Source organism: Ensifer sp. 22521 (assembly GCF_052044795.1).
Classification (GTDB): Bacteria; Pseudomonadota; Alphaproteobacteria; order Rhizobiales; family Rhizobiaceae; genus Ensifer.
On record NZ_JBQENM010000004.1, the window covers coordinates 389,449 to 414,177 of the forward strand.

General features: G+C 63.2%; 27 protein-coding genes and 1 pseudogene. 14 read left to right on the forward strand and 14 right to left on the reverse strand.

Annotated elements, in window-relative coordinates; all coding sequences use genetic code 11:
* From ACTJKE_RS07830 to ACTJKE_RS07840, 3 genes are all read left to right on the forward strand, one after another.
* Positions 1 to 642 (forward strand): alpha/beta hydrolase family protein, encoded by a 642-nt coding sequence (locus tag ACTJKE_RS07830; RefSeq protein ID WP_058326297.1) that lies wholly within the window; start codon positions 1 to 3, stop codon positions 640 to 642.
* A gap of 13 nt (positions 643 to 655) precedes the next feature.
* Complete coding sequence (gene xth, locus ACTJKE_RS07835) at positions 656 to 1,429, forward strand: exodeoxyribonuclease III (RefSeq protein WP_058326296.1); 774 nt, start codon at positions 656 to 658, stop codon at positions 1,427 to 1,429.
* Positions 1,430 to 1,564: 135 nt separating this feature from the next.
* The gene (locus ACTJKE_RS07840; protein WP_058326295.1) at positions 1,565 to 1,771 is read left to right on the forward strand and encodes a TOBE domain-containing protein; all 207 of its coding nucleotides are present in this window, start codon (positions 1,565 to 1,567) and stop codon (positions 1,769 to 1,771) included.
* A gap of 56 nt (positions 1,772 to 1,827) precedes the next feature.
* On the opposite strand, the pseudogene ACTJKE_RS07845 reads toward ACTJKE_RS07840, so the two are convergent.
* Positions 1,828 to 2,049, reverse strand: a pseudogene (locus ACTJKE_RS07845) (TrmO family methyltransferase domain-containing protein); the annotation flags it as partial.
* Between the two features lie 261 nt (positions 2,050 to 2,310).
* Between ACTJKE_RS07845 and ACTJKE_RS07850 the strand changes: the two are divergent.
* The 9 genes from ACTJKE_RS07850 to ACTJKE_RS07890 all read left to right on the forward strand — a co-directional run bounded on the left by ACTJKE_RS07850 (position 2,311) and on the right by ACTJKE_RS07890 (position 11,522).
* Complete coding sequence (locus ACTJKE_RS07850) at positions 2,311 to 4,080, forward strand: cytochrome c biogenesis protein DipZ (protein WP_440691612.1); 1,770 nt, start codon at positions 2,311 to 2,313, stop codon at positions 4,078 to 4,080.
* 10 nt (positions 4,081 to 4,090) lie between these two features.
* Positions 4,091 to 4,828 (forward strand): peptide-methionine (S)-S-oxide reductase MsrA, encoded by a 738-nt coding sequence (msrA, locus tag ACTJKE_RS07855; protein WP_058326294.1) that lies wholly within the window; start codon positions 4,091 to 4,093, stop codon positions 4,826 to 4,828.
* A gap of 222 nt (positions 4,829 to 5,050) precedes the next feature.
* Complete coding sequence (locus ACTJKE_RS07860; protein WP_058326293.1) at positions 5,051 to 5,266, forward strand: hypothetical protein; 216 nt, start codon at positions 5,051 to 5,053, stop codon at positions 5,264 to 5,266.
* 398 nt (positions 5,267 to 5,664) lie between these two features.
* Positions 5,665 to 6,465 (forward strand): SDR family NAD(P)-dependent oxidoreductase, encoded by an 801-nt coding sequence (locus ACTJKE_RS07865; protein WP_058326403.1) that lies wholly within the window; start codon positions 5,665 to 5,667, stop codon positions 6,463 to 6,465.
* Positions 6,466 to 6,552: 87 nt separating this feature from the next.
* Positions 6,553 to 7,896, forward strand: coding sequence for an epoxide hydrolase family protein (locus ACTJKE_RS07870; RefSeq protein WP_440691614.1), 1,344 nt, complete (start codon positions 6,553 to 6,555; stop codon positions 7,894 to 7,896).
* Positions 7,897 to 7,948: 52 nt separating this feature from the next.
* Positions 7,949 to 8,587: a VOC family protein gene (locus tag ACTJKE_RS07875; RefSeq protein WP_058326291.1), complete on the forward strand. Its 639-nt coding sequence runs from the start codon at positions 7,949 to 7,951 to the stop codon at positions 8,585 to 8,587.
* Positions 8,588 to 8,665: 78 nt separating this feature from the next.
* A complete protein-coding gene (locus ACTJKE_RS07880; protein WP_058326290.1) occupies positions 8,666 to 9,607 on the forward strand; it encodes a GlxA family transcriptional regulator in 942 nt (313 codons plus the stop codon).
* Between the two features lie 162 nt (positions 9,608 to 9,769).
* A complete protein-coding gene (locus ACTJKE_RS07885) occupies positions 9,770 to 10,822 on the forward strand; it encodes an alpha/beta fold hydrolase (protein WP_058326289.1) in 1,053 nt (350 codons plus the stop codon).
* Positions 10,823 to 11,105: 283 nt separating this feature from the next.
* The gene (locus tag ACTJKE_RS07890; protein ID WP_058326288.1) at positions 11,106 to 11,522 is read left to right on the forward strand and encodes an organic hydroperoxide resistance protein; all 417 of its coding nucleotides are present in this window, start codon (positions 11,106 to 11,108) and stop codon (positions 11,520 to 11,522) included.
* Positions 11,523 to 11,649: 127 nt separating this feature from the next.
* Here the strand turns inward: ACTJKE_RS07890 and ACTJKE_RS07895 are convergent, their stop codons facing one another.
* The 6 genes from ACTJKE_RS07895 to ACTJKE_RS07920 form a co-directional block, all read right to left on the reverse strand.
* A complete protein-coding gene (locus ACTJKE_RS07895) occupies positions 11,650 to 12,984 on the reverse strand; it encodes a sensor histidine kinase (RefSeq protein WP_058326287.1) in 1,335 nt (444 codons plus the stop codon).
* Positions 12,981 to 13,721, reverse strand: coding sequence for a response regulator (locus tag ACTJKE_RS07900; RefSeq protein ID WP_058326286.1), 741 nt, complete (start codon positions 13,719 to 13,721; stop codon positions 12,981 to 12,983). The genes ACTJKE_RS07895 and ACTJKE_RS07900 overlap by 4 nt, the downstream gene beginning before the upstream one ends.
* 240 nt (positions 13,722 to 13,961) lie before the next feature.
* Positions 13,962 to 14,201 (reverse strand): tautomerase family protein, encoded by a 240-nt coding sequence (locus tag ACTJKE_RS07905; RefSeq protein ID WP_058326285.1) that lies wholly within the window; start codon positions 14,199 to 14,201, stop codon positions 13,962 to 13,964.
* Between the two features lie 120 nt (positions 14,202 to 14,321).
* Positions 14,322 to 15,035 (reverse strand): SDR family NAD(P)-dependent oxidoreductase, encoded by a 714-nt coding sequence (locus tag ACTJKE_RS07910; RefSeq protein WP_058326284.1) that lies wholly within the window; start codon positions 15,033 to 15,035, stop codon positions 14,322 to 14,324.
* A 143-nt stretch (positions 15,036 to 15,178) separates the two neighbouring features.
* A complete protein-coding gene (locus ACTJKE_RS07915) occupies positions 15,179 to 16,111 on the reverse strand; it encodes a LysR family transcriptional regulator (RefSeq protein WP_058326402.1) in 933 nt (310 codons plus the stop codon).
* Positions 16,112 to 16,234: 123 nt separating this feature from the next.
* Positions 16,235 to 17,263 (reverse strand): NAD(P)H-dependent flavin oxidoreductase, encoded by a 1,029-nt coding sequence (locus ACTJKE_RS07920; RefSeq protein ID WP_058326283.1) that lies wholly within the window; start codon positions 17,261 to 17,263, stop codon positions 16,235 to 16,237.
* 242 nt (positions 17,264 to 17,505) lie between these two features.
* Here ACTJKE_RS07920 and ACTJKE_RS07925 point away from each other — a divergent pair, with 242 nt between their 5' ends.
* Positions 17,506 to 17,700: a hypothetical protein gene (locus tag ACTJKE_RS07925; RefSeq protein ID WP_058326282.1), complete on the forward strand. Its 195-nt coding sequence runs from the start codon at positions 17,506 to 17,508 to the stop codon at positions 17,698 to 17,700.
* Between the two features lie 15 nt (positions 17,701 to 17,715).
* Here ACTJKE_RS07925 and chrA read toward each other — a convergent pair whose 3' ends face one another.
* From chrA to ACTJKE_RS07945, 4 genes are all read right to left on the reverse strand, one after another.
* On the reverse strand, positions 17,716 to 19,122 hold the full coding sequence (chrA, locus tag ACTJKE_RS07930; protein WP_058326281.1) for a chromate efflux transporter: 1,407 nt from the start codon (positions 19,120 to 19,122) through the stop codon (positions 17,716 to 17,718).
* A 1-nt stretch (position 19,123) separates the two neighbouring features.
* A complete protein-coding gene (locus tag ACTJKE_RS07935) occupies positions 19,124 to 19,945 on the reverse strand; it encodes a chromate resistance protein ChrB domain-containing protein (protein WP_440691616.1) in 822 nt (273 codons plus the stop codon).
* A gap of 203 nt (positions 19,946 to 20,148) precedes the next feature.
* Positions 20,149 to 20,907, reverse strand: a complete 759-nt coding sequence (locus tag ACTJKE_RS07940; RefSeq protein ID WP_058326279.1) for an alpha/beta hydrolase — start codon at positions 20,905 to 20,907, stop codon at positions 20,149 to 20,151.
* A 194-nt stretch (positions 20,908 to 21,101) separates the two neighbouring features.
* The gene (locus ACTJKE_RS07945) at positions 21,102 to 21,368 is read right to left on the reverse strand and encodes a hypothetical protein (protein WP_058326278.1); all 267 of its coding nucleotides are present in this window, start codon (positions 21,366 to 21,368) and stop codon (positions 21,102 to 21,104) included.
* A gap of 141 nt (positions 21,369 to 21,509) precedes the next feature.
* On the opposite strand from ACTJKE_RS07945, the gene ACTJKE_RS07950 reads away from it, so the two are divergent.
* A complete protein-coding gene (locus ACTJKE_RS07950; protein WP_058326277.1) occupies positions 21,510 to 21,839 on the forward strand; it encodes a YciI family protein in 330 nt (109 codons plus the stop codon).
* A 22-nt stretch (positions 21,840 to 21,861) separates the two neighbouring features.
* Here ACTJKE_RS07950 and ACTJKE_RS07955 read toward each other — a convergent pair whose 3' ends face one another.
* The 3 genes from ACTJKE_RS07955 to cysT form a co-directional block, all read right to left on the reverse strand.
* On the reverse strand, positions 21,862 to 22,989 hold the full coding sequence (locus ACTJKE_RS07955; RefSeq protein WP_440660560.1) for a sulfate/molybdate ABC transporter ATP-binding protein: 1,128 nt from the start codon (positions 22,987 to 22,989) through the stop codon (positions 21,862 to 21,864).
* 13 nt (positions 22,990 to 23,002) lie between these two features.
* Positions 23,003 to 23,905 (reverse strand): sulfate ABC transporter permease subunit CysW, encoded by a 903-nt coding sequence (cysW, locus tag ACTJKE_RS07960; RefSeq protein WP_113515237.1) that lies wholly within the window; start codon positions 23,903 to 23,905, stop codon positions 23,003 to 23,005.
* Positions 23,895 to 24,729, reverse strand: an 835-nt coding sequence (gene cysT, locus ACTJKE_RS07965) for a sulfate ABC transporter permease subunit CysT (RefSeq protein ID WP_063891439.1), incomplete at its 5' end; no start/stop codon positions are given. The genes cysW and cysT, both read right to left, overlap by 11 nt.

Genomic DNA, 24,729 nt, shown 5'->3' on the forward strand with positions numbered 1-24,729 from the left:
ATGGGCGACAAATTCCTTTTCGACGGACCTGATGATGCAGCCGTCACCATCCTTCTTGCCCATGGCGCCGGCGCGCCGATGGATTCCGCATCAATGACTGCGACCGCCAAGGCGCTTGCAGCCGCCGGCTTCCGCGTCGCCCGCTTCGAGTTCGGGTACATGGCGGCGCGGCGGACGTCGGACGGGCGCAAGCCCCCGCCGCGCGCCGAGACGCTCAATCCGGAATATGTCGCCGCCATCGAAGCGCTTGATGCAAAGGGGCCGCTCATCATCGGCGGCAAGTCGATGGGTGGGCGAGTAGCGAGCATGGTCGCCGACCAACTCCATGCGACCGGCAAGATCACCGGGCTGCTCTGCCTCGGCTATCCCTTCCACCCGCCGGCAAAGCCCGAGCAGTTGCGCACCAAACATTTGGCTGGGTTGAAGACGCCAACCCTGATTTGCCAGGGAACCCGTGACGAGTTCGGCACGCGCGAGGAGGTTCCGGGCTATACGCTTTCCGACGCGATCGAAGTCCTGTGGCTCGAGGACGGCGACCATGACCTCAAGCCGCGCAAGAGCCTTTCCGGCTTTTCGACGGCCGATCATTTGAGGACCGTGGCCGATGCGGTGGCAGCCTGGGTCGCCCGCCTGACGCTCTGATCTGACCGCCGAGATGAAGATCGCCACCTTCAACATCAACGGCATCAACAAGCGGCTCGAAAACCTGATCGCCTGGCTGGACCAAGCCAAGCCTGACATTGTCTGCCTGCAGGAATTGAAAGCCACCGACCGCCAGTTTCCACGCGCGGCGATCGAGGCGGCCGGCTATGGCGCCGTCTGGCAGGGACAATCCGCCTGGAACGGCGTGGCGATCCTCGCTCGCAACAGCGGGCCCGTCCTGACCCGCGTCGGGCTCGACGGTGATCCCTCGGACAACCAGGCTCGCTACATCGAGGCTGCCGTCAGCGGCGTCCTGGTCGCCTGCCTCTATGCGCCCAACGGCAACCCGCAGCCTGGCCCCAAGTTCGCATACAAGCTCGCCTGGCATGAGCGCCTGGCCAAACACGCCGCCGAACTCTTCGCCCTCGATGTGCCTGTTGTGCTTGCCGGCGACTACAACATCGTGCCGGAGCCGCGCGACATCTACCCGACAACGTCCTACGACGACAACGCGCTGGTGCAGCCGGAAAGCCGTGCGGCGTTCCGTACGCTCCTCGACCACGGCTGGCTCGATGCGCTGCGCAAGGTCCATCCGAAGGATCGGCTCTTCACGTTCTGGGACTATCGTCGGAACCGGTGGCAGCGCGATGCCGGGCTCCGGCTCGATCATATGCTGCTCAGCCGCAAGCTGTCCCGCAAGCTTATTGGCGCCGGCATCGATCGCGAGGTTCGCGGCATGGAGGGCGCGAGCGACCACGCGCCGGTTTCGATCACGTTGCGCGATTGAGCTGGCTATATTGCGGGAATGAAGCTGAGAGCGTCAGCGCTATTCGCAGCCCTTATCCGGATTACACCCGCTGCGGCAGGTGGATGGAAACGGCGACCGCGAACGTCCAAGGTAACCAACACGAAGGAGAGCCGCATGAAAATCAGCGCACGCAATCGCCTCAAGGGCAAGATCTTCGAAGTGATCAAGGGCGCTACCACCGCGCACGTTCGTATCGACGTCGGCGGCTCGATCGTGACTGCTGCAATCACCAACGAGTCGGTCGACGAGTTAGGTCTAAAGGTCGGCGGCGAGGCCTATGCGGTCATCAAGGCTTCGGACGTTATGGTCGGGATTGACTGACAATTCTCAGGGAGGGCGCGTGGGTCTTCCGTCGCGCCCACCCAAATCTTGATCGATCACGCCTTCTCGCAATTATGTGGGCCGCTGTCGCCGGCCTCGAAGTCGCCGCGCTGCGGCGGCGCGATCGGCTTGAACGGGGTCCGGTCGGGCTTCAGGTCAATAAGGGGCGTGCCGTCGAGGCAATCGAGACCGCGCACGAGCAGCGTTGAGCCTTCCACAGCTTCAAGCTTGACGATCGACGTGCCGATCGGATTGGGGCGCACGGGCGAGCGCAGTGAAACGTGCACCGCTATCTGACAATAGAGGCCGGGACCGTCCTGGCCTCTTTTGCTTGGTCCATCTGTGCTCACCGGGTCGAGCGAGCATCTGGCCGCGATCGTGTGTCGCGACGTGCCGCCGCCCCGCAAACGCCGCAGCTGTTGCACTGAGATACAAATCTCCGCAGATCGGAAACATCCGCGATACGTCACGATGGTCCTCTGCCGCACATGTCAAGTGATCACTGCCTCGGGGCATTGATCCAGTGCGGAGAGACGATGATGATCCTCTTTGTTGTAGCCTATCTTGCAGGCGTACTGACGATCGTCAGTCCCTGTATCCTGCCGGTCCTGCCATTCGTGTTTGCCCGCGCTGGCCAGCCCTTTTTCACCAGCATACTTCCGATGCTGCTCGCCAAGATCGTGACCTTTGCGGGCATCGCCTCGCTTGCCGCGCTCGGCGGCAATTGGGCGGTCCAGGCGAACGCGTTCGGCCGCTACGCCGCGATCGCGCTGCTGGCGGTATTCGGCGTAACACTGCTCTCAACGCGTGCCGCAGCTTTCGTGACTGGCCCGCTCGTGGCGCTGGGAAACCGGCTGTCGAGAAAGGCTGCGACCGGGGAGAAGGGCAGTGTCGGCGGCGCCATTCTGCTCGGTGTTGCGACTGGATTGCTCTGGGCACCCTGCGCCGGACCGGTGCTCGGCCTGGTGTTGACCGGCGCGGCGCTGAACGGCGCGAACGTGCAGACGACGCTTTTGCTTGGCGCCTACGCCGCAGGCGCCGCGACCTCGCTGGCGTTTGCCGTTCTTGCCGGCGCCAGAGTGTTCGCGGCGATGAAGCGCTTCCTCGGCATCGGCGACCGCATCCGCCAGGGTCTCGGCGTTGCGGTGCTGGCCGGCGTTGCAGCCATCGCCCTTGGGTTGGACACCGGCCTGCTGGCGCAGCTTTCTTATGCGAGCACTTCGGGCTTCGAACAGTCGATCCTCGATCGCCTGCGCGCCAATGCGGCGCCTGCCGACGTCTCCAGCACCCGCATGACCCTTGCCGCTAAGGATACGAGACAGGCGGCCTATCGCAGCGACCTCCCGGTCGAAGGTCCGTTCCCGTCGCTCGACGGCGCGGTTCAGTGGCTGAATTCGAAGCCCCTGACCCCGGCGGAACTCCGCGGCAAGGTCGTGCTCGTCGATTTCTGGACCTATTCATGCATCAACTGCATCCGCACTGTCCCCTATGTGCGGGCCTGGGCCGAGAAGTACCGGGATCAGGGTCTGGTCGTCATTGGTGTTCACGCACCGGAATTTGCCTTTGAAAAGCAGATCGGCAACGTCGAAAAGGCGGTGCGTGACTTCAAGATCACCTATCCGGTGGCCATCGACAACAACTTCGCCATCTGGCGCGCTTTCTCCAACAGCTACTGGCCGGCCCACTACTTCATCGATGCCGAAGGGCAGATCCGCTACACGCATTTCGGCGAGGGCGACTATGAAGGTTCCGAGCGGGTGATCCAGGATCTGCTGGCGGAGGCCGCGGGAAAGCGGAAGGTCGAAAATAACTTCGTCAAACCGGATGCAAAGGGTGCCGAAGCCTCGCCCGACCTCTCCCGGCTCGCATCGGGCGAGACCTATGTCGGTTATGAGAGGGCCGCGAATTTCGTGTCTCCGGAGGGCGTCTCCGCAGACAGCGCCAACCGCTATACGATCGATAGCCCGCGTCTCAACGAGTGGGGCCTTACCGGCAACTGGACAGTCGGGGCCGAGCAGGCCCGTGTCAACGAAGCGGGCGGCGGTATCACCTACCGGTTCCGCGCTCGCGATCTGCATCTGGTGCTTGGGCCTGGCGCCGGCGGCACGCCGATCCCGTTTCAGGTGACGGTGGATGGTGCGGCGCCCGCAGCGGACCGTGGCTCGGATATCGACGCGTCCGGCAGGGGGACCGTCACGGAGACCCGCCTCTATCAGCTCGTGCGCCAGTCAGGCCCGGCGCGGGAACGGACCTTCGAGATCCGCTTTCTCGAGCCCGGCGCGGAAGCCTTCGTTTTCACTTTTGGATGAGAGTTCACAGATGACCGACAAACAACAGCAGCATAGGCGCCGCATGCCCGCCCTTTCCCGACGTCTGTTCGTCGCGCTGGCAATGGTTGGCGGCGGGCTGACGTTCGCCTTCGACGAACAAACGGCGGCGCAGCAGGCCAAACCCATTCCCAAGGCGCTCCATGACGTCGCTTCAACGGAGACAAGGCAGACGGCAGTGCTCGCAGGCGGTTGCTTCTGGGGTGTGCAAGCCGTGTTTCAGCATGTGGCCGGCGTCACGGGCGTCAGGTCCGGCTATTCCGGCGGCATTGCGGAGACGGCGATCTACGAACAGACGGAAACCGGCACCACCGGCCACGCCGAAGCGGTGGAGATTACTTTTGATCCCAAGACGATCAGTTATGGGCAGCTTCTCGAGATCTTTTTCTCGGTTGCGCATGATCCGACGCAGCTTGGCAGGCAGGGGCCGGACAGCGGCCCGCAGTATCGATCGGCGATCTTCCCGCGCAATGAAGCGCAGGCGAAGGTCGCTTCCGACTACATCGCGCAACTGAACGCGGCGGACGTCTTTGCCCGGCCGCTTGTGACGACCATCGAACCTGGCAAGGCTTTCTATCAAGCAGAGGCCTATCACCAGGATTACATCTACAACAATCCAGGCCAGCCCTATGTGGTCCTCTACGAGCAACCGAAGATAGAAGCGCTGCACCGCCTGTTCCCGAGCCTCTATCGCGAGAAGCCGGTGCTTGTCGCAGACAGCGCGTCGTAGCCGATCGGAGCTTGCGCGGATCGCGAGCACGACCAGACCCGTGACGTTTCGAACGGATCTTGCAAGGGGTCGGGCCAAGTCGGCCTTCTACAGAAGGATACAGTTTTGCGGCCGCCCGCACACATCCGCGACACGCCCAAAGGACACTCTGGCGGTGAGCAAGGCTTGGGCCAGTGGTGACGGGACGCGTCGCTGCCGCCATGATCAACGGAAGGAGCCATCATGCGCATATTCGCAACAGCTTTCGCCATAGTCGTCCTCGCGGCGGCGCCATGCGCCTGGGACAGCGGCCCGGGAGAGCCCTCGTTTCTTGCCGCGCTCGTCGCCAACCCGGCGTCCCCAACGGCCGCGGCGCGGCCGCAGCCGGCCGCGATTGAGGACGGAGGGTTGCTACCGGAGGCTCCGCACGAGGAGCTTGCCAGCCCATTCTTCGAGTGATCACCGCACCGCGAAAACTGGCGGCGCGAACCTTTGAAACCAATCAACGGGCATTCTCGCAGCGAAGCTGATGGGCGCATGAAGGTTCTAGAGCGGGGTCGACGCTGCGTCGGCCCCGTCTTCTTTTGCTGACCTCCCCGGTGCAGCGGCAGAATCCCATAGCAATTCGTATCTGTCTGCCGTCGTGCTCGGCCGTTCAAACATTCAGATACATAGACGCCGCTCCAGAACACATCTCGGATACACCGCCCACGCATGGTCACGGCGAAGCGCATCCCGCCCACACGGCGTAGCAGTCGTTGACAATGCATATGTCTTAAATTGCCGGAATTACGACATTTGAGACATTGGCGTTTCGTCTTACCATCGAGGCTCCAAACAAGGCAAAGGAGCTTGAAATGAGCAGGAATTCCAAAGGTACGGCACTCATCACCGGCGCATCCTCCGGTATAGGCGCGATTTATGCCGATCGTCTGGCGCGTCGCGGTTTCGACCTGATCCTCGTTGCCCGCAACCGTGAGCGATTAAATGGTCTCGCCAGCCGGTTGGCGGATGAGACCGGGCGCGCCATCGAGGTCGTCGCGGCGGACCTCGGCAACAAGGACGATGTCAGGCGGGTCGAGAAGATCCTCCGGGACGACGCGAGCATCACGGTGTTGATCAACAATGCGGGTGTTGGTGCCACCGCACCGCTGCTCGCCTCCGATGTCGACAAGATGGAGGAGATGATCACGCTCAACGTCAGCGCGCTGACGCGGCTGACCTATGCGGCTGCACCCGGATTTGCCGCGCGTGGCGCCGGCACGATCATCAACATCGCTTCGATCGTCGGCATTGCGCCCGAACTCCTGAACGGCGTCTACGGTGGCACGAAGGCCTTCGTGCTGGCCTTCACTTTGTCGCTGCAGAAGGAACTTGCCGACAAGAACATCCGCATCCAGGCCGTGCTGCCGGGTGCGACTGCGACCGACTTCTGGGGCATTGCCGGCACACCGCTCGAACATGTTCCAAGCGAGATCGTCATGCGGGCCGAAGACATGGTTGATGCCGCGCTTGCCGGTCTCGATCAGGGCGAAGTGATCACCATTCCGGCGCTGCCGGAGGCCGCTGATTGGGCGGCCTATGAGGCGACCCGGCAAAAACTCATGCCGAACCTTTCCAGGAGTTCACCCGCCGCCCGCTACAATATCGGGGGGTAGCCCCCGATCTGCCTCCGGGCTCCTCCCATCCCGGAATTGCTCGGCGATGCCTCTGGCATCGCCTCAACTCGAACCAGGAGAATGATGATGTCCAGACGCTATTTGCCAACTGCCAAGAGCTGTCGCTTGGCCGCCTTCGCGCTGTCCGGAGCGATCGCGATCCTGCTTCCTCCGCTCGCCGCCGACGCCGCAGGTGCTTCCTCGGCGGGCGGTGCTCAGATCGTTGCTGCTGCAAAGCCTGCGGCCGACGAGTCCATTCGGCCATTCCAGTTCCATGCCAGCGATGCGGCGCTTGCCGACCTCAAGCAGCGCATCGCGGCGACCAAGTGGCCGGACCGCGAATTGGTGGCGGACGGCACCCAGGGCGTGCAGCTCGCCACCATGCAAAAGCTCGCCGACTATTGGGCGACCAAATACGATTGGCGGAAGGTGGAGAAGAAGCTCAACGACCTGCCGCAGTTCGTCACCAACGTCGACGGCGTCGACATCCATTTCATTCACGTGCGGTCCAAGCACAAGAACGCGATGCCTCTCATCGTCACCCACGGCTGGCCCGGCTCGATCATCGAGCAGTTGAAGATCATCGACCCTTTGACGAACCCGACAGCCCACGGCGGCAACGAGGCCGATGCCTTCGACATCGTCATTCCCTCGCTCCCCGGCTACGGCTTCTCCGGCAAGCCCAATGAACGCGGTTGGGATCCGGTGCGCATCGCCCGGGCCTGGGCGGTGCTGATGCAACGTCTCGGCTACACCCGCTACGTCGCGCAGGGCGGCGATTGGGGGGACGCGGTTACGGAGCAGTTGGCGTTGCAGCAGCCGACCGGCTTGCTCGGAATCCACACCAACATGCCGGCGACCGTTCCGGCCGAGATCCAGAAGAGCCTCGACGCCGGCAAACCGGCACCATCCAATCTCTCGGCCGACGAGCGCCGTGCCTATGACCAGCTCGATTTCTTCTACAAGAACGGGCTCTCCTATGCGCAGGAGATGAGCAAGCGTCCGCAGACGCTCTATGGCATCGAGGACTCGCCGATCGGGCTTGCCAGTTGGATGCTGGACCATGACGCCCGCAGCTACGAACTGATCGCCCGCGTCTTCGATGGTCAGTCGGAGGGCCTGAGCCGTGATGACGTGCTCGACAACATCACGCTCTACTGGCTGACCAATACCGCCGTGTCGTCGGCGCGTCTCTACTGGGAGAACAAGCTCGCCTTCTTCCAGCCTAAGGGCATTCAGATTCCCGTGGCCGTCAGCGCCTTCCCGGACGAGCTCTATCAGGCGCCGAAGTCCTGGGCGGAGAAGGCGTTCCCCAAGCTTATCCATTATAATCGGCTCGCCAAGGGCGGACACTTTGCTGCCTGGGAGCAGCCGGCAGCCCTGGTCGATGAATTGAGAGCTTCCTTCAAGTCACTGCGTCAACCGAGCTGACAGAAAGGGGCGCGCGAAAGCGCGCCCACCGTCGCAACAAAGGAGAAGTGTCATGACAGGTGCAGGTAGCGACAACAGAGCGCCATCGGTCGATCTGAAGCTCGAGGTCGCCGTCATCCCGGTCTCGGACGTCGATCGCGCGAAGAATTTCTATGGCCGCCTTGGTTGGCGGCTCGACGCCGACTTTCCGGTCGGCGATACGTTTCGGGTCGTCCAGTTCACGCCGCCCGGCTCGCCGGCGTCGATCCACTTCGGCACAGGGTTGACCCCGGCCACTCCCGGTTCGGCAAGCGGGCTTTATCTCGTCGTCTCGGATATCGAAGCCGCGCGTGCTGAGCTCGTCGAACGCGGCGCTGAGGTCAGCGAAGTCTTCCACCGCGAAGGTCCCGGAAAGCCGCCGATCAGCGGCCGTGACCCGGCGCGCCGCAGCTACCGCTCCTACGCGACCTTTAGCGACCCCGATGGTAACGGCTGGCTGCTGCAGGAGGTGACCGAGCGTCTGCCCGGCCGCGTGGACGCGGATGTCACGGACTTCGCTTCGGTCGCCGATCTTGCGGCGGCACTGCGTCGTGCGGCAGCCGCGCACGGCGAGCACGAGAAGCGCAACGGCGGTCAACACGACCACAACTGGCCGGATTGGTATGCCGCGCACATGGTTGCGGAGCATGCCGGAAAGCCGTTGCCCGAATGAAATAGAATCGATGCCCACCGCGTTCCCTTCATGGCGTAAATCTGCCATAAGCGATCATTCCGGACGGAGTGGTATGGCATGCACAGGATCGGCTACGTTGTCTTTCCGAGGTTTCAGCTCATGGGGTTCGCGGCGGTCACCGCCTTCGAGGTCGCCAATCTGACGCTCGGGGAACAGGCCTACGAGATCGAATTGCTTTCCGAGGCCGGCGGCGAGATCAAGTCGTCCGCTGGCTTCGGCGTGCTGACGAAGGCCTTCGACAACACCGCCTTTGATACCGTCATGTTCGGAGCGGGCACCGAGATCGAACCGGTTACACCCGGCCTGGTCGCCTTCGCGCGCCACGCGCTCAAGGCCTCGCGGCGGGTGGCTGCCCCTTGCACCGGTGCCTTCATCCTGGCGGAGTCCGGACTGCTCGACGGGCGTCGCGCCACGACCCATTGGGTGTTTGCGCGTCAGTTGCGGGAGCGTTTCCCTGAGGTGCGGGTGGAGGAGGATCGCATCTTCATCGTCGACGGCAGCGTGTGGACCTCTGCCGGCATGACGGCCAGCATCGATCTGGCCCTGGCGATGATCGAGAAGGACCATAGCGAGGAGGTTGCCCGCCAGGTCGCCCGCAAGCTTGTCGTCTATCACCGGCGCGCCGGCGGCCAGTCGCAGTTTTCAGCCTTACTCGAGCTCGATCCGAAGTCGGACCGCATCCAGAAATCGGTCAACTACGCCAAGGCGAACCTGCGCAGCATCTTGTCGGTCGAGGAGCTGGCGGACGCCGCAGGCCTGAGCGCGCGGCAATTCAGCCGCGCCTTCCGCTCCGAGACCGGCCAATCGCCGGCCAAGGCGGTCGAACATCTCCGCGTGGAAGCGGCACGCCTGTTGATGGAGCAGGGGCGACACTCCATGGATGTGATCGCGGAGGAAACCGGCTTTGCCGACAGCGATCGCATGCGCCGCGCGTTCCTGCGCACGCTCGGGCAACCGCCACAGACGATCCGGCGCAATGCGCGCGAAAGCATTGCCTGAACCTGACGGCACTGCGATTGGTCGCTCCTCAGGAGAATTGTATCGCCGTGTATCCGCCGCCGGCCGATTCTACATGCGCTTTCAATAGGAGCCGCAGAGCACACGGCCAGGATACACCAGCACGCCATTTCTGATGTCAGTTCAGTTCACGGGAGGCAATCAATGTCGGACGAAATCAACCACCCACGCCGTCGTTTCATCGGCGCAATCGCGCTCTCGCTGGCCGCGACGCAATTCGCTTCGGCTGGCGCCGCCAGAGCGCAAGCGGGAAACAATGAGGCGCCGCGCCTGCCGGCAGTTACCCCCGGGACGAACAAATCCTTCGCAAACCTCAAGCAGATCGATGCCGGCGTCCTGAACGTCGGCTACGCCGAACTTGGCGCCAGCGACGCGCCGGTCGTGATCCTCCTGCACGGCTGGCCCTATGACATCCACACCTATGTGGATGTGGCGCCGCTGCTGGCAGATGCCGGCTACCGTGTCATCGTTCCCTATCTGCGCGGCTACGGCACGACCCGGTTTCTCTCCGCCGATACGCCTCGGAACGGCCAACAGGCGGTGATCGCCACGGACATCATTGCCCTGATGGACGCGCTCAAGATCGAAAAAGCGGTCATCGGCGGCTGCGATTGGGGTGCGCGAACCGCCAACATCATCGCCGCGCTCTGGCCCGAGCGCTGCAAGGCGATGGTCTCAGTCAGCGGCTACCTCATCGGCAGCCAGGAGGTGAACAGAAAGCCGCTGTCACCACAGGCTGAGCTTGCCTGGTGGTACCAGTTCTACTTCGCCACCGAGCGTGGGTATGCCGGTTACAAGCAGAACCACAAGGAGTTCGCCAGGCTGATCTGGAAGCTTGCTTCGCCCAAGTGGAATTTCGACGATGCCACTTTTGATAAGAGTGCAGAGGCGCTCGAAAACCCCGACCATGTCGACATCTCGATCCACAATTACCGCTGGCGCCTCAGCATAGCCGAGGGCGAAGCGAAGTATCACGATCTCGAGAAGCAACTCGCTGCGTTCCCGGTCATTACCGTCCCGACCATCACGCTGGAGGGCGATGCCAACGGCGCTCCGCATCCGGATCCATCGACTTACGCCAAGCGCTTCTCCGGCAAGTACGAGCATCGGCTGATTACCGGCGGCATCGGCCACAACCTGCCGCAGGAGGCGCCGTCCGCTTTCGCCAAGGCGATCGTCGACGTCGACCGTTTCTAGTTCTTCTCCAGCAGATTGAGTGGAGGCGCGGGTTCCGTTTCGCCGGGTCCGCGTTTTTTTGTGCGCTGATTCTCGTTGGGCTGCTCGGGGAGGGGCCGCTCACGCCCGCGCACCGAGATGGCCGCCTTCGTATCAGCGTGTATCCGTTCCCGTACTTGGCAGACTTGCACACATTTCCGCTTCTCGGTGAAACATCCCATACACCTGCGAAGCGCCATCTGTGTCTCGACGGTCGCACAGGGCAATCGGGCCCGAAAAGACACCTGTCGAAAGGAAGAACACGATGAGCGAAGCTGAAAAGGTACTCTACACCGGCAAGACCCACACGACCGGCGGCCGCGACGGCGCCTCCCGAAGCGACGACGGGCGTCTGGACGTCAAGCTCTCTTCACCCGGCAGCTCGCGGCCGGGCACGAACCCGGAGCAGCTCTTCGCCGCCGGCTGGTCGGCCTGCTTCATCGGCGCAATCGGACTGGCGGCCGGCCAGATGAAGGTCGCACTCCCTGCAGACCTCGCCGTCGATACCGAGGTGGATCTGCGCAACCGCGACGGCGGTTATTTCCTGCAGGCTCGGCTCAATGTCAGCCTGCCTGGGGTCGACGCGGATGTGGCGCGTCAATTGGTGGATGCTGCGCACCAGACCTGCCCCTATTCCAAGGCGACGCGTGGCAACATCGATGTGACGATTAACCTCGTCTGACGGAGCTCCGATTGCCGGAGCATCCTGCAACATGACCCAACGGAAGCGGNCCGCTTTTTGATTGGAGGGTTGGCTATTTCGAAGTGGAAAAGTTGGAGGCGTGTGAAGTGCCGCGCTTTGCTATGCCTCATGCCCGACGATGACGAATGGCAAGCTCGGCAACCAAGCCACCGCCATCGCGGTTCGTCAGCGTCAGTGAGGCATTGATGGAGGCCGCGAGCTGTTGGGCAATGGCAAGGCCGAGGCCGGTTCCGCCGGTATCGCGGTTGCGGGAGTCCTCCAGCCGGACGAAGGGTTTGAGGACGGCATCCAGCTGATCATCGGGAATGCCAGGCCCGCGGTCGAGGACCTTGATTGTCACCGTGTCGTCCGCCAGCCGCCTGACCTCGATCTCGGCGCTACCACCAAACTTGAGTGCGTTGTCGACCAGGTTGGTAAGGATGCGTCTGAGCGCCTGGGGCCGGGTGACGATCGCGCCGTTATCGACATCGCTGGCGGTAACCGCCCTGCCGGTGTCCTGATAGTCATAAACGAGGCTTTCGACGAAGGACGCAAGATCGATGCGTGTCGCTTTTTCGACATTGCCATGGGCGCTGCGTGCATAGGCGACGCCTTCCTTGACCAGGCTTTCGATCTGGCCGAGATCCTGGATCAGCTTCTCCCGGTCGGCGAAATCATCCGCCATTTCGGCGCGCAGCTTCATGCGTGTGATCGGCGTCTGCAGATCGTGGGAAATGGCGGCGAGAATCTGGACCCTCTCTTCGAGATACTGGGCGATACGGTCACGCATGGCATTGAACGCGGTCGCCGCATAGGCAACCTCGGTGGGCCCGGTTTCGCTGAGACGCGGCGTGTTCCGGTTCGGGTCGAGCGTATCGGCAGCCGCCGCGAGATTGACGAGCGGGCGCACCGCCTGACGCATGGCGAACCAACTGCACAGGAGCAGCAGCGCGAGCTGGGCTACGAGCACGAAGGGCAGCCAGTCGGCCAGGGGCATGACACCCCTGGGAAAGACGTCGATCGTCAGCGGTGAACCGTCGCTCAACGTCAGATGCGCCTGAAGATGGCGGCGGTCGCCCGGGATCGTTTCGACCTTGACCGGAAATTGACGGCCAGTCGCCCGCTCGATCTTGGTCGCGATCTCGCTGGCGGCCGGGTCGAGCGACGGATTGCCCGCAACGCCGGGGCCGAGAAGGAAGCCGTAATTGTCGCGGTCCAAGCGAGGGAGCCACGCCGCACGCTCCGGCGCGGGCAGGCGATCAAGAATGGCGATCGATGTTGCGATTTCGTTTTCGAGCGTATCGAACATCACAGACCTGGCGGCCATGTAGCGTTCGAAGAACAGAACGGTGAACGACATGACATGCGCGATGGTGAGACCGGCGAGCAGGATAACGAAGAGCCGCGCTCTCAGCGTGCGCGGCCATAGTCGAAATCCCTTTGGGTCTGCGCTCGCCGTCATTCGCGCGCCTCCACAATCTCAATCGGGACCGAGAAGACATAACCTTCGCTGCGCACCGTCTTGATGTAGGTCGGCTCACGTGCATCATCGCCGAGCCGCTGGCGCACCCGGCTGACGAGCAGATCGATCGATCGGTCGAAGAGCTCGGCCTCGCGACCCTGGGTGAGATTGAGCAACTGGTCGCGATTGAGCACGCGCTGGGGGTGGTCGATGAACACCTTCAGCAGCCGATACTCGGCGCCGCTGAGTGCAATCACCGTGCCGTCAGCATCGATCAGGTGCCGGGCGGTCGTGTCGAGTTTCCACTGTCCGAAGCGCAGCAGCTGTCCAGCCTCCGAGATCTGCAGGTTCGGCGGCAGCATGCGCGCGCGCCTGAGCACCGCCTTGATACGGGCGAGCAGTTCGCGCGCGGAGAACGGCTTGGTGAGATAGTCGTCGGCACCCATCTCGAGGCCGAGGATCCGGTCCATCTCGTCGCTGCGGGCCGTCAGCATGATGATCGGGATCGCCTTATGTTTGCCGGCGCGCAGCTCGCGGCTAAGCACGAGCCCATCGTCGCCCGGCATCATCACATCGAGTACGATGAGATCAACCGTATCTCCTTCGAGGAAGCTGCGCATCTGTCGCCCATCGGCGATTGCCGTTGCGCGCAGCCCGTTCTTCTTGAGGTAACCAGACACGAGTTCCCGGATCTCACGGTCGTCATCGACAATCAGTACATGGTCGATATGCTCCATCGAGCAAACTCCTCAAATCCGGTTTGGTCTTCGCATCCTTGCGGTACTGCCCGGCCGGGGCCGGGGAACATCCGCTCAGTTTCATTGGCGCCCAGGATATGTCCTCGGTGTGTTCGCGATATCCAGACTTGCATGCGAAAGTAATGCAAGCACCTCCGGATACATTTCGACACAATTTCGCAAACGAAACCCGCCGCTTGTTGTCGAGCGGCGGGTTGCAAGAACGTCTGACCGGCGATGTCAGGCTTTTGCCTGAGCTTCCCGCTGGGCGCGGTATTGCGCGGTCGGCAGGCCGCCCCAACCCCAGTTGTCGAGCTCTACTTCCTCGATGACCACGTAGGTCGATTCCAGCGGCTTGTTGAGCACGTCGAGCAGGACCTGGCTCACGCCCTTGATGATTTCGGCCTTTTCCTCGGCCGTGACCGCTTTGCGGTCTGGAGTGGTGCCTTCGCGGGTCACCTGAACTGTAACAATCGGCATTGCCGTCTCCTTTTCAAACCTGGATGTTGACGGCACCATCAGGTGCCGCATCTGAGATGGATGGGGAGGGGAGGAGCGGCCAAGCCTGGGTAACGGTCGCTCCCGGACATACCTGCGCTGTTACCAGCGCCCGGCGTTCTGTCCGCCATCGACGTGCAGGATCTCACCCGTCACGAAACCGGCATTCTCCAGGTAAAGGACGGCGTCGACGATATCGCGGATCTCGCCCATCCGGCCGACGGGATGCAGCGTCGAGAGCGCCGCGTGCGTTTCCGGCGCGTGCATCGGGGTCTTGATGATGCCCGGCGAGACGGCATTGACGCGAACACCGGTCTTGGCAAATTCGATCGCGAGCGCCTGGGTCACGGAATTCAAACCACCCTTCGTGATAGACGCCAGGGCCGCCGGGACGCCGGCAATCGGCTGGTTCACGAGGCTGGTCGTGATGCTGACGATGTGACCGGAGCCCTGCTTCAGCATCTCGCGGGCCGCGTGCTGGGTAATGTGGAAGAAGCCGGCAACGTTGACGCCCATGTTCAGATCATAGTCTTCCTGAGTGAACTCGGTGAACGGCTTGGCGGTGAAGACGCCGGCATTGTTGACCAGTGTATCGATACGCCCGAACCGTTCCAGGCCCTGGCGAACGACCCGCTCGGCGGTCTCAGGCTTGCTGATATCGCCGGCGACGCTGAGGATGCCAGCGTCCGAACTTTCCTGAATGGAGCGGGACGTGGCGACGACACGATAGTTGCGATCGCGGTATGCCTGAACCAGGGCGGCGCCAATACCCTGCGATGCACCGGTGATGATGGCGACCTTCTGTTCGTTGCTCATGGATGTGGTCCTTTTTCGATTGCAACGGGCGCTTGGTGTGGCCCGTCCTCCGCCCTCGGCGTTGGTGCAGTCAGATTTAGACCCATCCGATGTCTGGGAGAATTGGCGCCATTCGGCAGTCAGTCAACCGATAATCGGCATAATTAGCCGAGCGTGCCAGCTTCCGTTGCCATGCGTGCGAACTCGGTCCGCAGACGTGGCAGCGCGAAATCAGCAAAGGCGCGAACCTTCGGCACCGACATGCGGCCCTGCGGTGCAAGAAGATGAACCGGCATCGGCGGATGCTCGGCGTCAGCCAACACGATTTTCAACCGCCCGTCGCTAACGTAGCGCGCGACGTGATAGGAATAGAGCCGGGTCAGGCCGGTACCCGCGGCGGCGGAGTCGGTCGCGGCACGCACACTGTTGACGATGCAGCGCGGTGTGAACTGCACCGTGCGAGGGATCAACGAGCCCTCGGCTGGCGTGAATGTCCAGGAATCGAGGCCGAAGTTGGTAAAGGCGACGATCTGGTGTTTGGCGAGATCGGCCGGCTCGTCAATCCGCGGGTGGTTGGCGAGATAACGAGGCGAGCCGACGACGACACGCCGGACATCGCCACCGATTCGTGTCGAAATCAGCGAAGAGTCGGCGAGATGGCCGATGCGGAGCGCGATATCGACACCCTCGTCGACAAGGTTTACGAAGCGATCGAGCAGGAGGAGCCGGGCCGAAACCGAAGGGTAGAGGTTGAGGAAGTCGTCGAGGATCGGACGCAGCACCTCTTCGCCAACGATCGGTGGCGCGGAGATCGTCAGCGTGCCGCGAGGGGCCGCACGTTCGCCACCTGCGAGCATGTCGGCCTCTTCGAGATCGATCAGCACCCGCCGGCAGGCAGCCGCATAGCGCTGGCCGGCTTCGCTGAGCTTCAACGATCGCGTCGTTCGATGGAGCAGTTCGACCCCCACATGGGCTTCAAGCAAGTTCAGGGCGCGGCTGACAGCCGTCGGCGATCGCTTCAGCCGCCGGGCTGCGGCCGCAAGGCTGCCTTCATCGACCGCGGTCACGAAGACCTTCATTGCGTCGATACGATCCATTCTGCCGACTTTCGCGATGATCATTGCCAATCGCCTAGAATTCACCCGCAACTAGGCAGAAGTAAAGAGGTCCCTCCCTCCTCTCGTCAGCGGTGTCGGGGCACAATTCGGGCAGCGGGGCGATCAATCGGCAAACAGCTTCTCGATCAGTTCGGCCGCCGAGCCCTGCCAAAGCTCTCCCTTGCCGGTTCCCGCCCAAAGGGAGAGGAAGTCCGCCGATCCCTTTGCGGCAGACGCGCCTCTGATATCGCGCGTGAACTTGTTCTGGGCCGGGAAGGGCATTGCGGCGGCGGCGTCCAGCTCGTTCATGAAGCGGTTCTCGATGCCACGGGCAAACCGGCCGGAGAAGGCGCGCGTTGTCCGCGTCGCGCGTTCTTTCCCCTGGAGCGCTGCCCGATAGGGGGCCGAGGTTCCCGCTTCCGAAGTGGCGAGGAAAGCCGTGCCCATCTGTACTGCGCTGGCGCCCATGGCGAGGGCGGAGCGGATGTCCGCAGCCGTCATGATGCCGCCTGCCGCGATCAGTGGCACCTTCGCATTCGGGAGGGTTCGGGTCAGCAGATCCCGAAGGCCGATTTCACTGTCCTCGGCCTCTGGATCGAATATGCCGCGATGGCCGCCCGCCTCAAAACCCTGGAGGGTGATCGCATCGACGCCGCTTTCTTCGAGCGCCTCTGCTTCCTCCGGTGTCGTCGCCGTGCCGATGATCAGCATCCCCGACTTGCGCGCGGTCCGCATGTACTCGGCAGGCAGCACGCCGAAGACGAAACTAAGGACTGCCGGCTTCGCCTTCAGCACGGCGTCGAACTGCTGATCGAAATCCTCCTCATAGGGTGCGGCGAATAGCGGCGCCGGCAGATCAAGTTCCGCACGGTACTTCGCCGTCGCCGCCACGGCCCGCTCGACCGTCGCCGCGTCGATCTGCGGCTGCGGGTGCTGGATGAAGAGGTTGATCGCAAAAGGACGGTCGGTGCCTGCACGAACCTTGTCGACGAACTCGGCGATGGCCGCCGGGCTCGAATAGGCTGCACCGATCGACCCCAGCGCTCCGGCTGCCGAAGACGCGATGATGAGCTCCGGCGACGAGGGGCCGCCGGCCATCGCCGCGACGATCAACGGGTGCTTCAGGCCGAGTCTCGCCAGGGGATCCTGCATATTCGATTTCCTCAATGAAGGTGCGTTCTTGCGTGCCGGCGGCGTGCGGGCTGAGGTGAAGGTTGACGAGCCGTCGCATTGATCGCCCGAATATGCCGCACCATAAAGGAGACCCGGAGCGCCCAGAGGTCAACTGTACAATGGTCGCACTGTTGGATGGCGATCATGCCGCCGAGCAGTTGCGGCGAGATCGATTGGCTGGCACAGTCGCTCCGTGACGAGAGTTGCCCATGAGGACCCTGATGTCGCGACCGACGGACAAGCAAGACCCATCTCCAAGCCTTGTCGAACACTATCGGCCAGTGCAGCTCAAGGCCGTGCTTGCCGCCTGCGCGGTGAAGCATCGCGAACCTCCGCCGCCGCCACCGGAGGAACAATTCTATGGATCGCAATTGCCGGAGGGATTCCACCTCCCGCAATCGGTCTACGACGACTAGGCGCGGCTTTCGCAATCAGTTCGTTGCCAGCGTCCAGGCCATGCCTGCAAGCGCGCAGGCAAGCAGCGTCGTGATAACCGAGGCGTTGAAGCGGAAGATCGCCACGCCGGCGGCAAGCGTCAGCAGGAGCGACGGCAGTACCAGCGACCCTAGCACCGGTATGTCGAGCGCAAACGGCCCGAATTGCCCGCTCACGAGCTCCCCAAACAAGGTGTGCAGCCCGAACCAGACGGCAAGGTTGAGAATAACTCCCACAACGGCGGCGGTAATCGCCGACATGGCGCCCGTGAGCGCGATATTGTTCCGCAGCCGCTCAATGAAGGGCGCCCCAAGAAAGATCCAGAGGAAACACGGGACGAAGGTGACCCAGGTGGTCAGTATCGCCCCCAAGGTCGCCGCCATCATCGGATGGAGCGTGCCGGGGTCGCGGTAGGCGCCCATGAAGCCGACGAACTGGACGACCATGATCAGCGGCCCCGGCGTCGTCTCGGCCATGCCGAGGCCGTCCAGCATTTCGCCGGGCTTCAGCCAGCCATAGTGCTGGACGGCTTCCTGGGCGACGTAGGCGAGCACGGCATAGGCGCCGCCGAAGGTGACGACCGCCATCTGGCTGAAGAACAGGCCGATCTGGCTGAAGACGCTGTCCCGACCGAGGATGATGATGAGCAACGCCAGGGGCACGAGCCACAGCGCGAGCAGCACGCCGGAAATCCGCAGCGACCATGCAAGGTTGGGGCGCGCATGCGCGGGGATTTCCTCGCCGAGCGCGGAGTCCTCGTCCTTCAGAACCCGGCCCGTGCCACCCTTGTGTCCACCGCCAATGCGAAAGAGCGGCGAACCGGAGCGAGCGCCGATATAGCCGAGCACGCCGGCTGCCAGGATGATCAACGGGAAGGGAACGCGGAAGAAGAAAATGGCGACGAAGGCGGCGGCCGCAATGCCGATCATCATTCGGTTCTTGAGTGCTCGACCGCCAATGCGGAAGACAGCCTGGACGACCACCGCGAGCACGGCGGCCTTCAGGCCGAAGAACAGCCCTTCGACGACGGTGACATTGCCGAAGGCGGCGTAGATGTAGCTCAGACCGAGGATCGCCAGAAAACCCGGAAGCACAAAGAGAAGTCCGGCAACGAGGCCACCGGCGGTCCGGTGCAGGAGCCAGCCGATGTAGACGGCGAGCTGCTGCGCCTCGGGTCCGGGCAGTAGCATGCAGTAGTTCAGCGCATGCAGGAAGCGATGCTCGCCGATCCAGCGCTTCTCATCGACAAGGATGCGATGCATCACCGCGATCTGTCCGGCAGGGCCACCGAAGCTGAGGGCCGCAATGCGTGCCCAAACCCGGACGGCTTCGCCAAACGGGATGCCGTGGCTTTGCCGTTGCCGCGCCACTTCGGGCGCGGCCTTGTCAGCAATATCGGTCATCTCAGAGGTCCTTCTTGGGCGAGGGCCAGTTGTGCGTCTCGTTGGTAGCATCCCGGCACCAGCGATAGAAGGCGTCGTAGAGCAGCATCCCCGCATCCAGTTGCTCCAGGTCGTCGGCATACATGCGCGAGAGACCGAGGGAGGCGGCAAGCAGGCCCGGCGCCTCGGGCGCAAGCTCGGGACGGGCGGTGTCGGCCCCGCGCACGATGGTGGCTAGCCGCAGAAGCGGAGCGGTTGCAAGGCCGAACTGCTCGACCATCACGTCAAAGGTGCAGAGTTCACCGCGATGGCTCCAGCGGATCGGAGCATCGATATCGAAGGGCGTAGCGCCGAAGCGCTCGCCGACCATCTCGACCTCTGACGGCGCCACGTACAAGAAGACTGCCTTCGGATCGACGAAACGACGGATCAGCCAGGGGCAGGCAATGCGGTCGATCTTTGGTCGTGCCCGCGTAACCCAGACGGTCCGTCCGCCGGCGTCCCGTTCGGGTATCGCGGAAGCGGGCACGGCCGGATAGCCGCCTTCCGCCCAGGCTTCGAAACCGCCTTCGAGCACGTCGGCAGCAATGCCGGCATTGCGAAGCCAGGCGGCAACGCCATGGCTGAGTTTCTTGCCCTGCTGGCAGATGATGATTGCCGATGCGTTGGCGACGTCGTCGATCCAATCCTGAACCTGGCGGTAGTCGCGCCTGTACGAACCTGGGATGAGGCGGGGATCGGCGTCGAAATCTTCGTCGATCCTGACATCGATCAGTGCGGGACAGTTCGGCGTGCCGATGAGGCGAGAGAGTTTTTCCGAGGATATTTCGAGAAATGACGACATGACGCGTCCTCCGGATGAGCGGTTGAATGGACGCGATGCTTCGGCTGGCGCCTCATGGGGTGATCGCACCCCCATGCGCGAAGTTTTCCGCTCTTTGAGCGGACTGTCAAGCCGGCAATCAAGAATGGAAGAACGTCGCCGATCCGCTGTCCTGAGTGCGGAAGGGCGCCGCACTCAGGACGCAGACGCTCGGCGTGTTCGGGTTATTTGCCGGCGTCCTTGGCTGCGGTCTCTATGATCTCGGCAACCTTTTCCGCTTGCGAGGCAAAGACGGCGTGGCTCGCCTTGATTTCGCTTACCTGGCTGCCGGCGCGCTTCGCCATGCTTCGTTCAAGGTCCGGATTGATGGCGCGATCTTCGGTCGCCACGACCGCCCAGCTTTTCTTCGTCCGCCATGCCGGATCGCCGGACTTGGCGGTGAAAACCTCTTTCGCGGCAAAGACCTGCGACTTCGCCGCAAAGGCCGCTTCCGCTTTGGGAAGGTCGGCGGCGAAATCAGCAGCAAACGCTGTCGGATCGAGATAGAGATATTTGCCGTCGGCGGTTTCCTTGATGCTCATTGCCGCCGGCGGCTTCGATTCGGTAAGCGTTGCCAAATCCTCGCCCTTGTCCGGCTGAAACGCTGCGACGTAGACCAATCCTTCGACCTTCTGGTGATGTCCGGCTTCGCTGATCACCATACCGCCGTAGCTGTGCCCGACGAGCAAGGTCGGCCCATCCTGCAGGTCCAGGACACGGTTCGTCGCCTCGACGTCGGCGGCAAGCGAGGTCAGCGGTTCCTGCACGACCGTCACGTTGAAGCCGCGCCGCTCCAGGATATCGCTGGCCTGTCGCCAGCCCGAACCGTCGGCAAAGGCGCCGTGCACTATGACGATATTCTTGATGTCCGCAGCCTGGGCGGCGAAAGCAACCACGCTCGTTGCAAAGGCGAGGGCAAGAGTTGGGATGATTCGGCGGCGCATGCGATCGTTCCTTTCGGGCCGTTGAGGTGACGATCGCAATCTGGTCCGGCGAGGTATCGCGGATATGTCGGCCGCCACCAGCAATTGTACCGCAATGTATGGGGTCGGCTCAGGTCGCAGCGAAGCACCGCGGGAAGGGCGGTTCCCCGGGGCGTTCCGCTGGCCTCAATGGCTGAATACGGGCGGACTGTGCCCTATGATTCAACCAGGATCACGATTGATTCCGGCACGACGCCATCAAAGACCATCGCATCGGCCGCGGCCTGGGTCTGCATGGCTTTCGACAGGGCGTCCAGATCGGGGACATCCATGAGAATGGCCACCCGGGTCTGGTCCTGGGGATCGACGAAGGTTCGAATGCTGGTCACGCCGAGCGTGCTGAAGAACTCCTTGCGCTTCGGTGATTTCAACCAGTGGTCCGCGCTTTTCGTGATCTTGTGGTGGGCGATGATGGTCGGCATTGCATTCTCCCTGTCGTGGCTCGGACGTTGGATTGTCGCAACTTTTCCTTTGCGTCAGCGTTCCCTCACGGAAGGCCTCGTCGGCCCGACTGTCAATTAGCCCGTCGGAAGTAGAGTGCCGTCACCGGGAGGATACTGCTGATGCCGAAATTCGTGACCATTGGATATGGAGACCGTGCAGGTTACGACCGCACAGCGGCGGACGTCCGTGATGCTGCGCACGCGCATGATGCGGAACTTCGTGCAAGAGGAGCCTTGATGGGGATCGCCGGAGCGCCTGTTCAGGTGCGCAACGCCAACGCCGCGCATGTCGAGAAGCGAAGCGGTCCGTTCATGTCGTCGTCGCTTCCTGTGGCCGGCTTCGCGGTGATCGAGGCCGCAGACCTGGCCGAAGCCATCGATATGGTGTCACGCACCCCGTGCGCGGTGGCTCATGGGGTGGTCGAGGTCTGGCCGCTCGAGACTCCTTAAGTCCGACGATATGTCGCCCTGCTTAAGAGGCCTGGGCGACCAATGATGGTTCCTGTATCTCGACGGCGCGGCTCTCGATCTTTGCCTCTGCCTCTACAGCCTGCTCTCTGTTGTCTCTGAAGAGTTTCCACTTTGTCGGCCGGAAGGCGATGCGGCTGTGGTCGCCGGCGGCGGCGCGTTCGGGCGACAGTTCGATCTCGACATGCGGATGGTTGCGGCCAAGATCGAGTTCGAGATGGCGGGTGCCGGCAACGCGGCGGCTGGCGGTGACGAGGCCGGCAAGACAGCCGCCGCAGCCGTCGATCAGCTCGATGTCGTGCGGGCGGAAGTGCAGGTTGGCAGGCCCGTCCGGCTCGGCCGGGGCCCTGAGCCCGATCGGCCGGTCCTCGAACCAGATCTCGCCGTTCTGGAGCGTGACGGCGAGCGCGTTCGACTGGCCGATGAAGCCGAAGACGAAGGGCGAGACCGGATGGTCGTAGATCTCGTCGGGGGTGCCGACCTGTTCGATCGCGCCCTTGCTCATGACGACGACGCGGTCTGCCAGTTCCAGCGCCTCCTCCTGGTCGTGGGTGACGAAGATCGTCGTGTGGCCGGTGCGGTCATGGATCTCGCGCAGCCACTTGCGCAGTTCTTTTCGCACCTGGGCGTCGAGCGCGCCGAACGGCTCGTCGAGCAGCAGCACGTTCGGCTCGACCGCCATGGCGCGGGCGAGCGCCACGCGCTGGCGCTGGCCGCCGGAGAGCTGGGCCGGATAGCGTTTGTCGAGACCGGAGAGCTGCACCAGGTCGAGCAGGTCGAGGGCCCGCTTGCGGATTTCGGCGGCCGGCGGCCTTCGGCCCGACGGGCGCACCTTGAGGCCGAAGGCGACGTTGTCGAGCACGGTCATGTGGCGGAAGAGGGCATAGTGCTGGAAGACGAAGCCGATGTTGCGCTGCTGCACGGTCTTTTGCGAGGCGTCCTCGTCACCGAAGAAGATCGTGCCGCCGGTCGGGCTTTCGAGCCCGGCGACGAGACGCAGCAAGGTCGTCTTGCCGGAGCCGGAGGGGCCAAGCAGCGCGATCAGCTCGCCGGAGCGGATATCGAGCGAGACGTCGTCGAGCGCCGGGAAGCGGCCGAATTCCTTGCGGATGTTGTGAACGCGCACGTCCATAGCGTTTGACCTTTCAATGCCTGCGGCTGGCGGCGATCTCGGCGCTGTAGCGGATCTCCAGCGCCGTCTTCAAAATCAGGGTGATCAGCGCCAGAAGCGCCAGCAACGCCGCCACCGCGAAGGCGGCGACGAAGTTGTATTCATTATAGAGGATTTCGACCTGCAACGGCATGGTGTTGGTCTCGCCGCGGATATGGCCGGAGACGACCGAGACGGCGCCGAACTCGCCCATGGCGCGGGCGTTGCACAAAAGCACGCCGTAAAGCAGCCCCCATTTGATGTTGGGCAGCGTCACGAACCAGAAGGTCTGCCAGCCCGATGCCCCCAAGGACAGTGCCGCCTCCTCGTCGCTGGAGCCCTGTTCCTGCATCAGCGGGATCAGCTCGCGGGCGACGAAGGGGAAGGTGACGAAGACGGTGGCGAGCACCAGCCCGGGCACGGCAAACAGGATCTGGATGCCGTGGCTCTGCAGCCAGGGACCGATCAGGCTGTGCGAGCCGAACAGAAGCACGAAGACGAGGCCGGAAATGACCGGCGAGACCGAGAACGGCAGGTCGATCAGCGTCGTCAGGAACGCCTTGCCCTTGAACTCGAACTTGGCGATCGCCCAGGCGGCGGCAACCCCGAAGACGAGGTTGAGCGGCACGGCGATGACGGCGACGATCAGCGTCAGGCGGATGGCCGAGAAGGTCTCGGTGTCGCCAAGCGCGGCAACGAATTCACCCACCCCCTTGCGCAGCGCCTCGGTGAAGACGGCGGCAAGCGGCAACAGCAAAAACAGCGCGACGAAGACAAGGGCGGTGATCGTCAGGGTCAGCCGGGCAAAGCGGCTTTCGGAGGTGGCGGCGGCCAGCGCCGGCAGGGCGGGCTGTGGGCCGGATGCGGGCAGAGGATTGGCGGTCAGATCATGCGACATAGACATATCTCCGCCGGCTCCAGGCCTGGATCGAGTTGATGAGGAGCAGCATGGCGAAGGAGATCGCCAGCATCACCGCGGCAATGGCGGTGGCGGCGGCGTAGTTGAACTCTTCGAGCCTGATGACGATCAGAAGCGGCGCGATCTCGGAGACATAAGGCAGGTTGCCGGCGATGAAGATCACCGAGCCGTATTCGCCGACGCCGCGGGCAAAGGCGAGGGCAAAGCCGGTCAAGCCGGCCGGCAACAGCCCCGGCAGCAGCACCCGGCTGATCGTCTGGAAGCGGCTGGCGCCAAGGGTGGCTGCGGCTTCTTCCACCTCCTTGTCGATCTCCTCCATGATCGGCTGCACGGTCCTGACGACAAACGGCAGGCCGACGAAGATCAGCGCGACGACGATGCCGGACGGCGTAAAGGCGATCTTCAGGCCGAGCGGCTCGATGAACTGGCCGATCCAGCCGTTGCCGGCATAAAGCGTCGTCAAGGCAATGCCGGCGACCGCCGTCGGCAGCGCGAACGGCAGGTCGACCATGGCATCGATCACCCGTTTGCCGGGGAACCGATAGCGCACCAGCACCCAGGCGAGGATGACGCCGAAGACGAGGTTGATGACGGCGGCGAGAAACGCCGTGCCGAACGAGATCTTCAAGGCATTGAGCGTGCGCGGATCGAGCGCCAGCTCAAAGAACTTGGCCCAGCCGAGCCCGCTTGCCCGCCACACCAGTCCCGACAGCGGGATCAACACGATCAGCACCAGCCAACTCAGCGTGATCCCGAGCGACAGCCCAAAACCAGGCAAAACACTCGGCTGGCGAAATCGCCAG

Bases quoted from the DNA above. Each gene is read 5' to 3' on its own strand.
- ACTJKE_RS07875 (WP_058326291.1), top strand. From the start codon at position 7,949: ATGACAGGTGCAGGTAGCGACAACAGAGCGCCATCGGTCGATCTGAAG.
- cysW (WP_113515237.1), bottom strand. From the start codon at position 23,905: ATGTCGCATGATCTGACCGCCAATCCTCTGCCCGCATCCGGCCCACAG.
- ACTJKE_RS07850 (WP_440691612.1), top strand. From the start codon at position 2,311: ATGATCCTCTTTGTTGTAGCCTATCTTGCAGGCGTACTGACGATCGTC.
- ACTJKE_RS07935 (WP_440691616.1), bottom strand. From the start codon at position 19,945: ATGTCGTCATTTCTCGAAATATCCTCGGAAAAACTCTCTCGCCTCATC.
- ACTJKE_RS07945 (WP_058326278.1), bottom strand. From the start codon at position 21,368: ATGCCGACCATCATCGCCCACCACAAGATCACGAAAAGCGCGGACCAC.
- ACTJKE_RS07940 (WP_058326279.1), bottom strand. From the start codon at position 20,907: ATGCGCCGCCGAATCATCCCAACTCTTGCCCTCGCCTTTGCAACGAGC.
- ACTJKE_RS07900 (WP_058326286.1), bottom strand. From the start codon at position 13,721: ATGGAGCATATCGACCATGTACTGATTGTCGATGACGACCGTGAGATC.
- ACTJKE_RS07925 (WP_058326282.1), top strand. From the start codon at position 17,506: ATGTCGCGACCGACGGACAAGCAAGACCCATCTCCAAGCCTTGTCGAA.
- ACTJKE_RS07860 (WP_058326293.1), top strand. From the start codon at position 5,051: ATGCGCATATTCGCAACAGCTTTCGCCATAGTCGTCCTCGCGGCGGCG.
- xth (WP_058326296.1), top strand. From the start codon at position 656: ATGAAGATCGCCACCTTCAACATCAACGGCATCAACAAGCGGCTCGAA.
- ACTJKE_RS07950 (WP_058326277.1), top strand. From the start codon at position 21,510: ATGCCGAAATTCGTGACCATTGGATATGGAGACCGTGCAGGTTACGAC.
- ACTJKE_RS07830 (WP_058326297.1), top strand. From the start codon at position 1: ATGGGCGACAAATTCCTTTTCGACGGACCTGATGATGCAGCCGTCACC.
- ACTJKE_RS07905 (WP_058326285.1), bottom strand. From the start codon at position 14,201: ATGCCGATTGTTACAGTTCAGGTGACCCGCGAAGGCACCACTCCAGAC.
- ACTJKE_RS07955 (WP_440660560.1), bottom strand. From the start codon at position 22,989: ATGGACGTGCGCGTTCACAACATCCGCAAGGAATTCGGCCGCTTCCCG.
- ACTJKE_RS07920 (WP_058326283.1), bottom strand. From the start codon at position 17,263: ATGCAGGATCCCCTGGCGAGACTCGGCCTGAAGCACCCGTTGATCGTC.
- msrA (WP_058326294.1), top strand. From the start codon at position 4,091: ATGACCGACAAACAACAGCAGCATAGGCGCCGCATGCCCGCCCTTTCC.
- ACTJKE_RS07880 (WP_058326290.1), top strand. From the start codon at position 8,666: ATGCACAGGATCGGCTACGTTGTCTTTCCGAGGTTTCAGCTCATGGGG.
- ACTJKE_RS07885 (WP_058326289.1), top strand. From the start codon at position 9,770: ATGTCGGACGAAATCAACCACCCACGCCGTCGTTTCATCGGCGCAATC.
- ACTJKE_RS07890 (WP_058326288.1), top strand. From the start codon at position 11,106: ATGAGCGAAGCTGAAAAGGTACTCTACACCGGCAAGACCCACACGACC.
- ACTJKE_RS07910 (WP_058326284.1), bottom strand. From the start codon at position 15,035: ATGAGCAACGAACAGAAGGTCGCCATCATCACCGGTGCATCGCAGGGT.
- chrA (WP_058326281.1), bottom strand. From the start codon at position 19,122: ATGACCGATATTGCTGACAAGGCCGCGCCCGAAGTGGCGCGGCAACGG.
- ACTJKE_RS07895 (WP_058326287.1), bottom strand. From the start codon at position 12,984: ATGACGGCGAGCGCAGACCCAAAGGGATTTCGACTATGGCCGCGCACG.
- ACTJKE_RS07840 (WP_058326295.1), top strand. From the start codon at position 1,565: ATGAAAATCAGCGCACGCAATCGCCTCAAGGGCAAGATCTTCGAAGTG.
- ACTJKE_RS07870 (WP_440691614.1), top strand. From the start codon at position 6,553: ATGTCCAGACGCTATTTGCCAACTGCCAAGAGCTGTCGCTTGGCCGCC.
- ACTJKE_RS07915 (WP_058326402.1), bottom strand. From the start codon at position 16,111: ATGGATCGTATCGACGCAATGAAGGTCTTCGTGACCGCGGTCGATGAA.
- ACTJKE_RS07865 (WP_058326403.1), top strand. From the start codon at position 5,665: ATGAGCAGGAATTCCAAAGGTACGGCACTCATCACCGGCGCATCCTCC.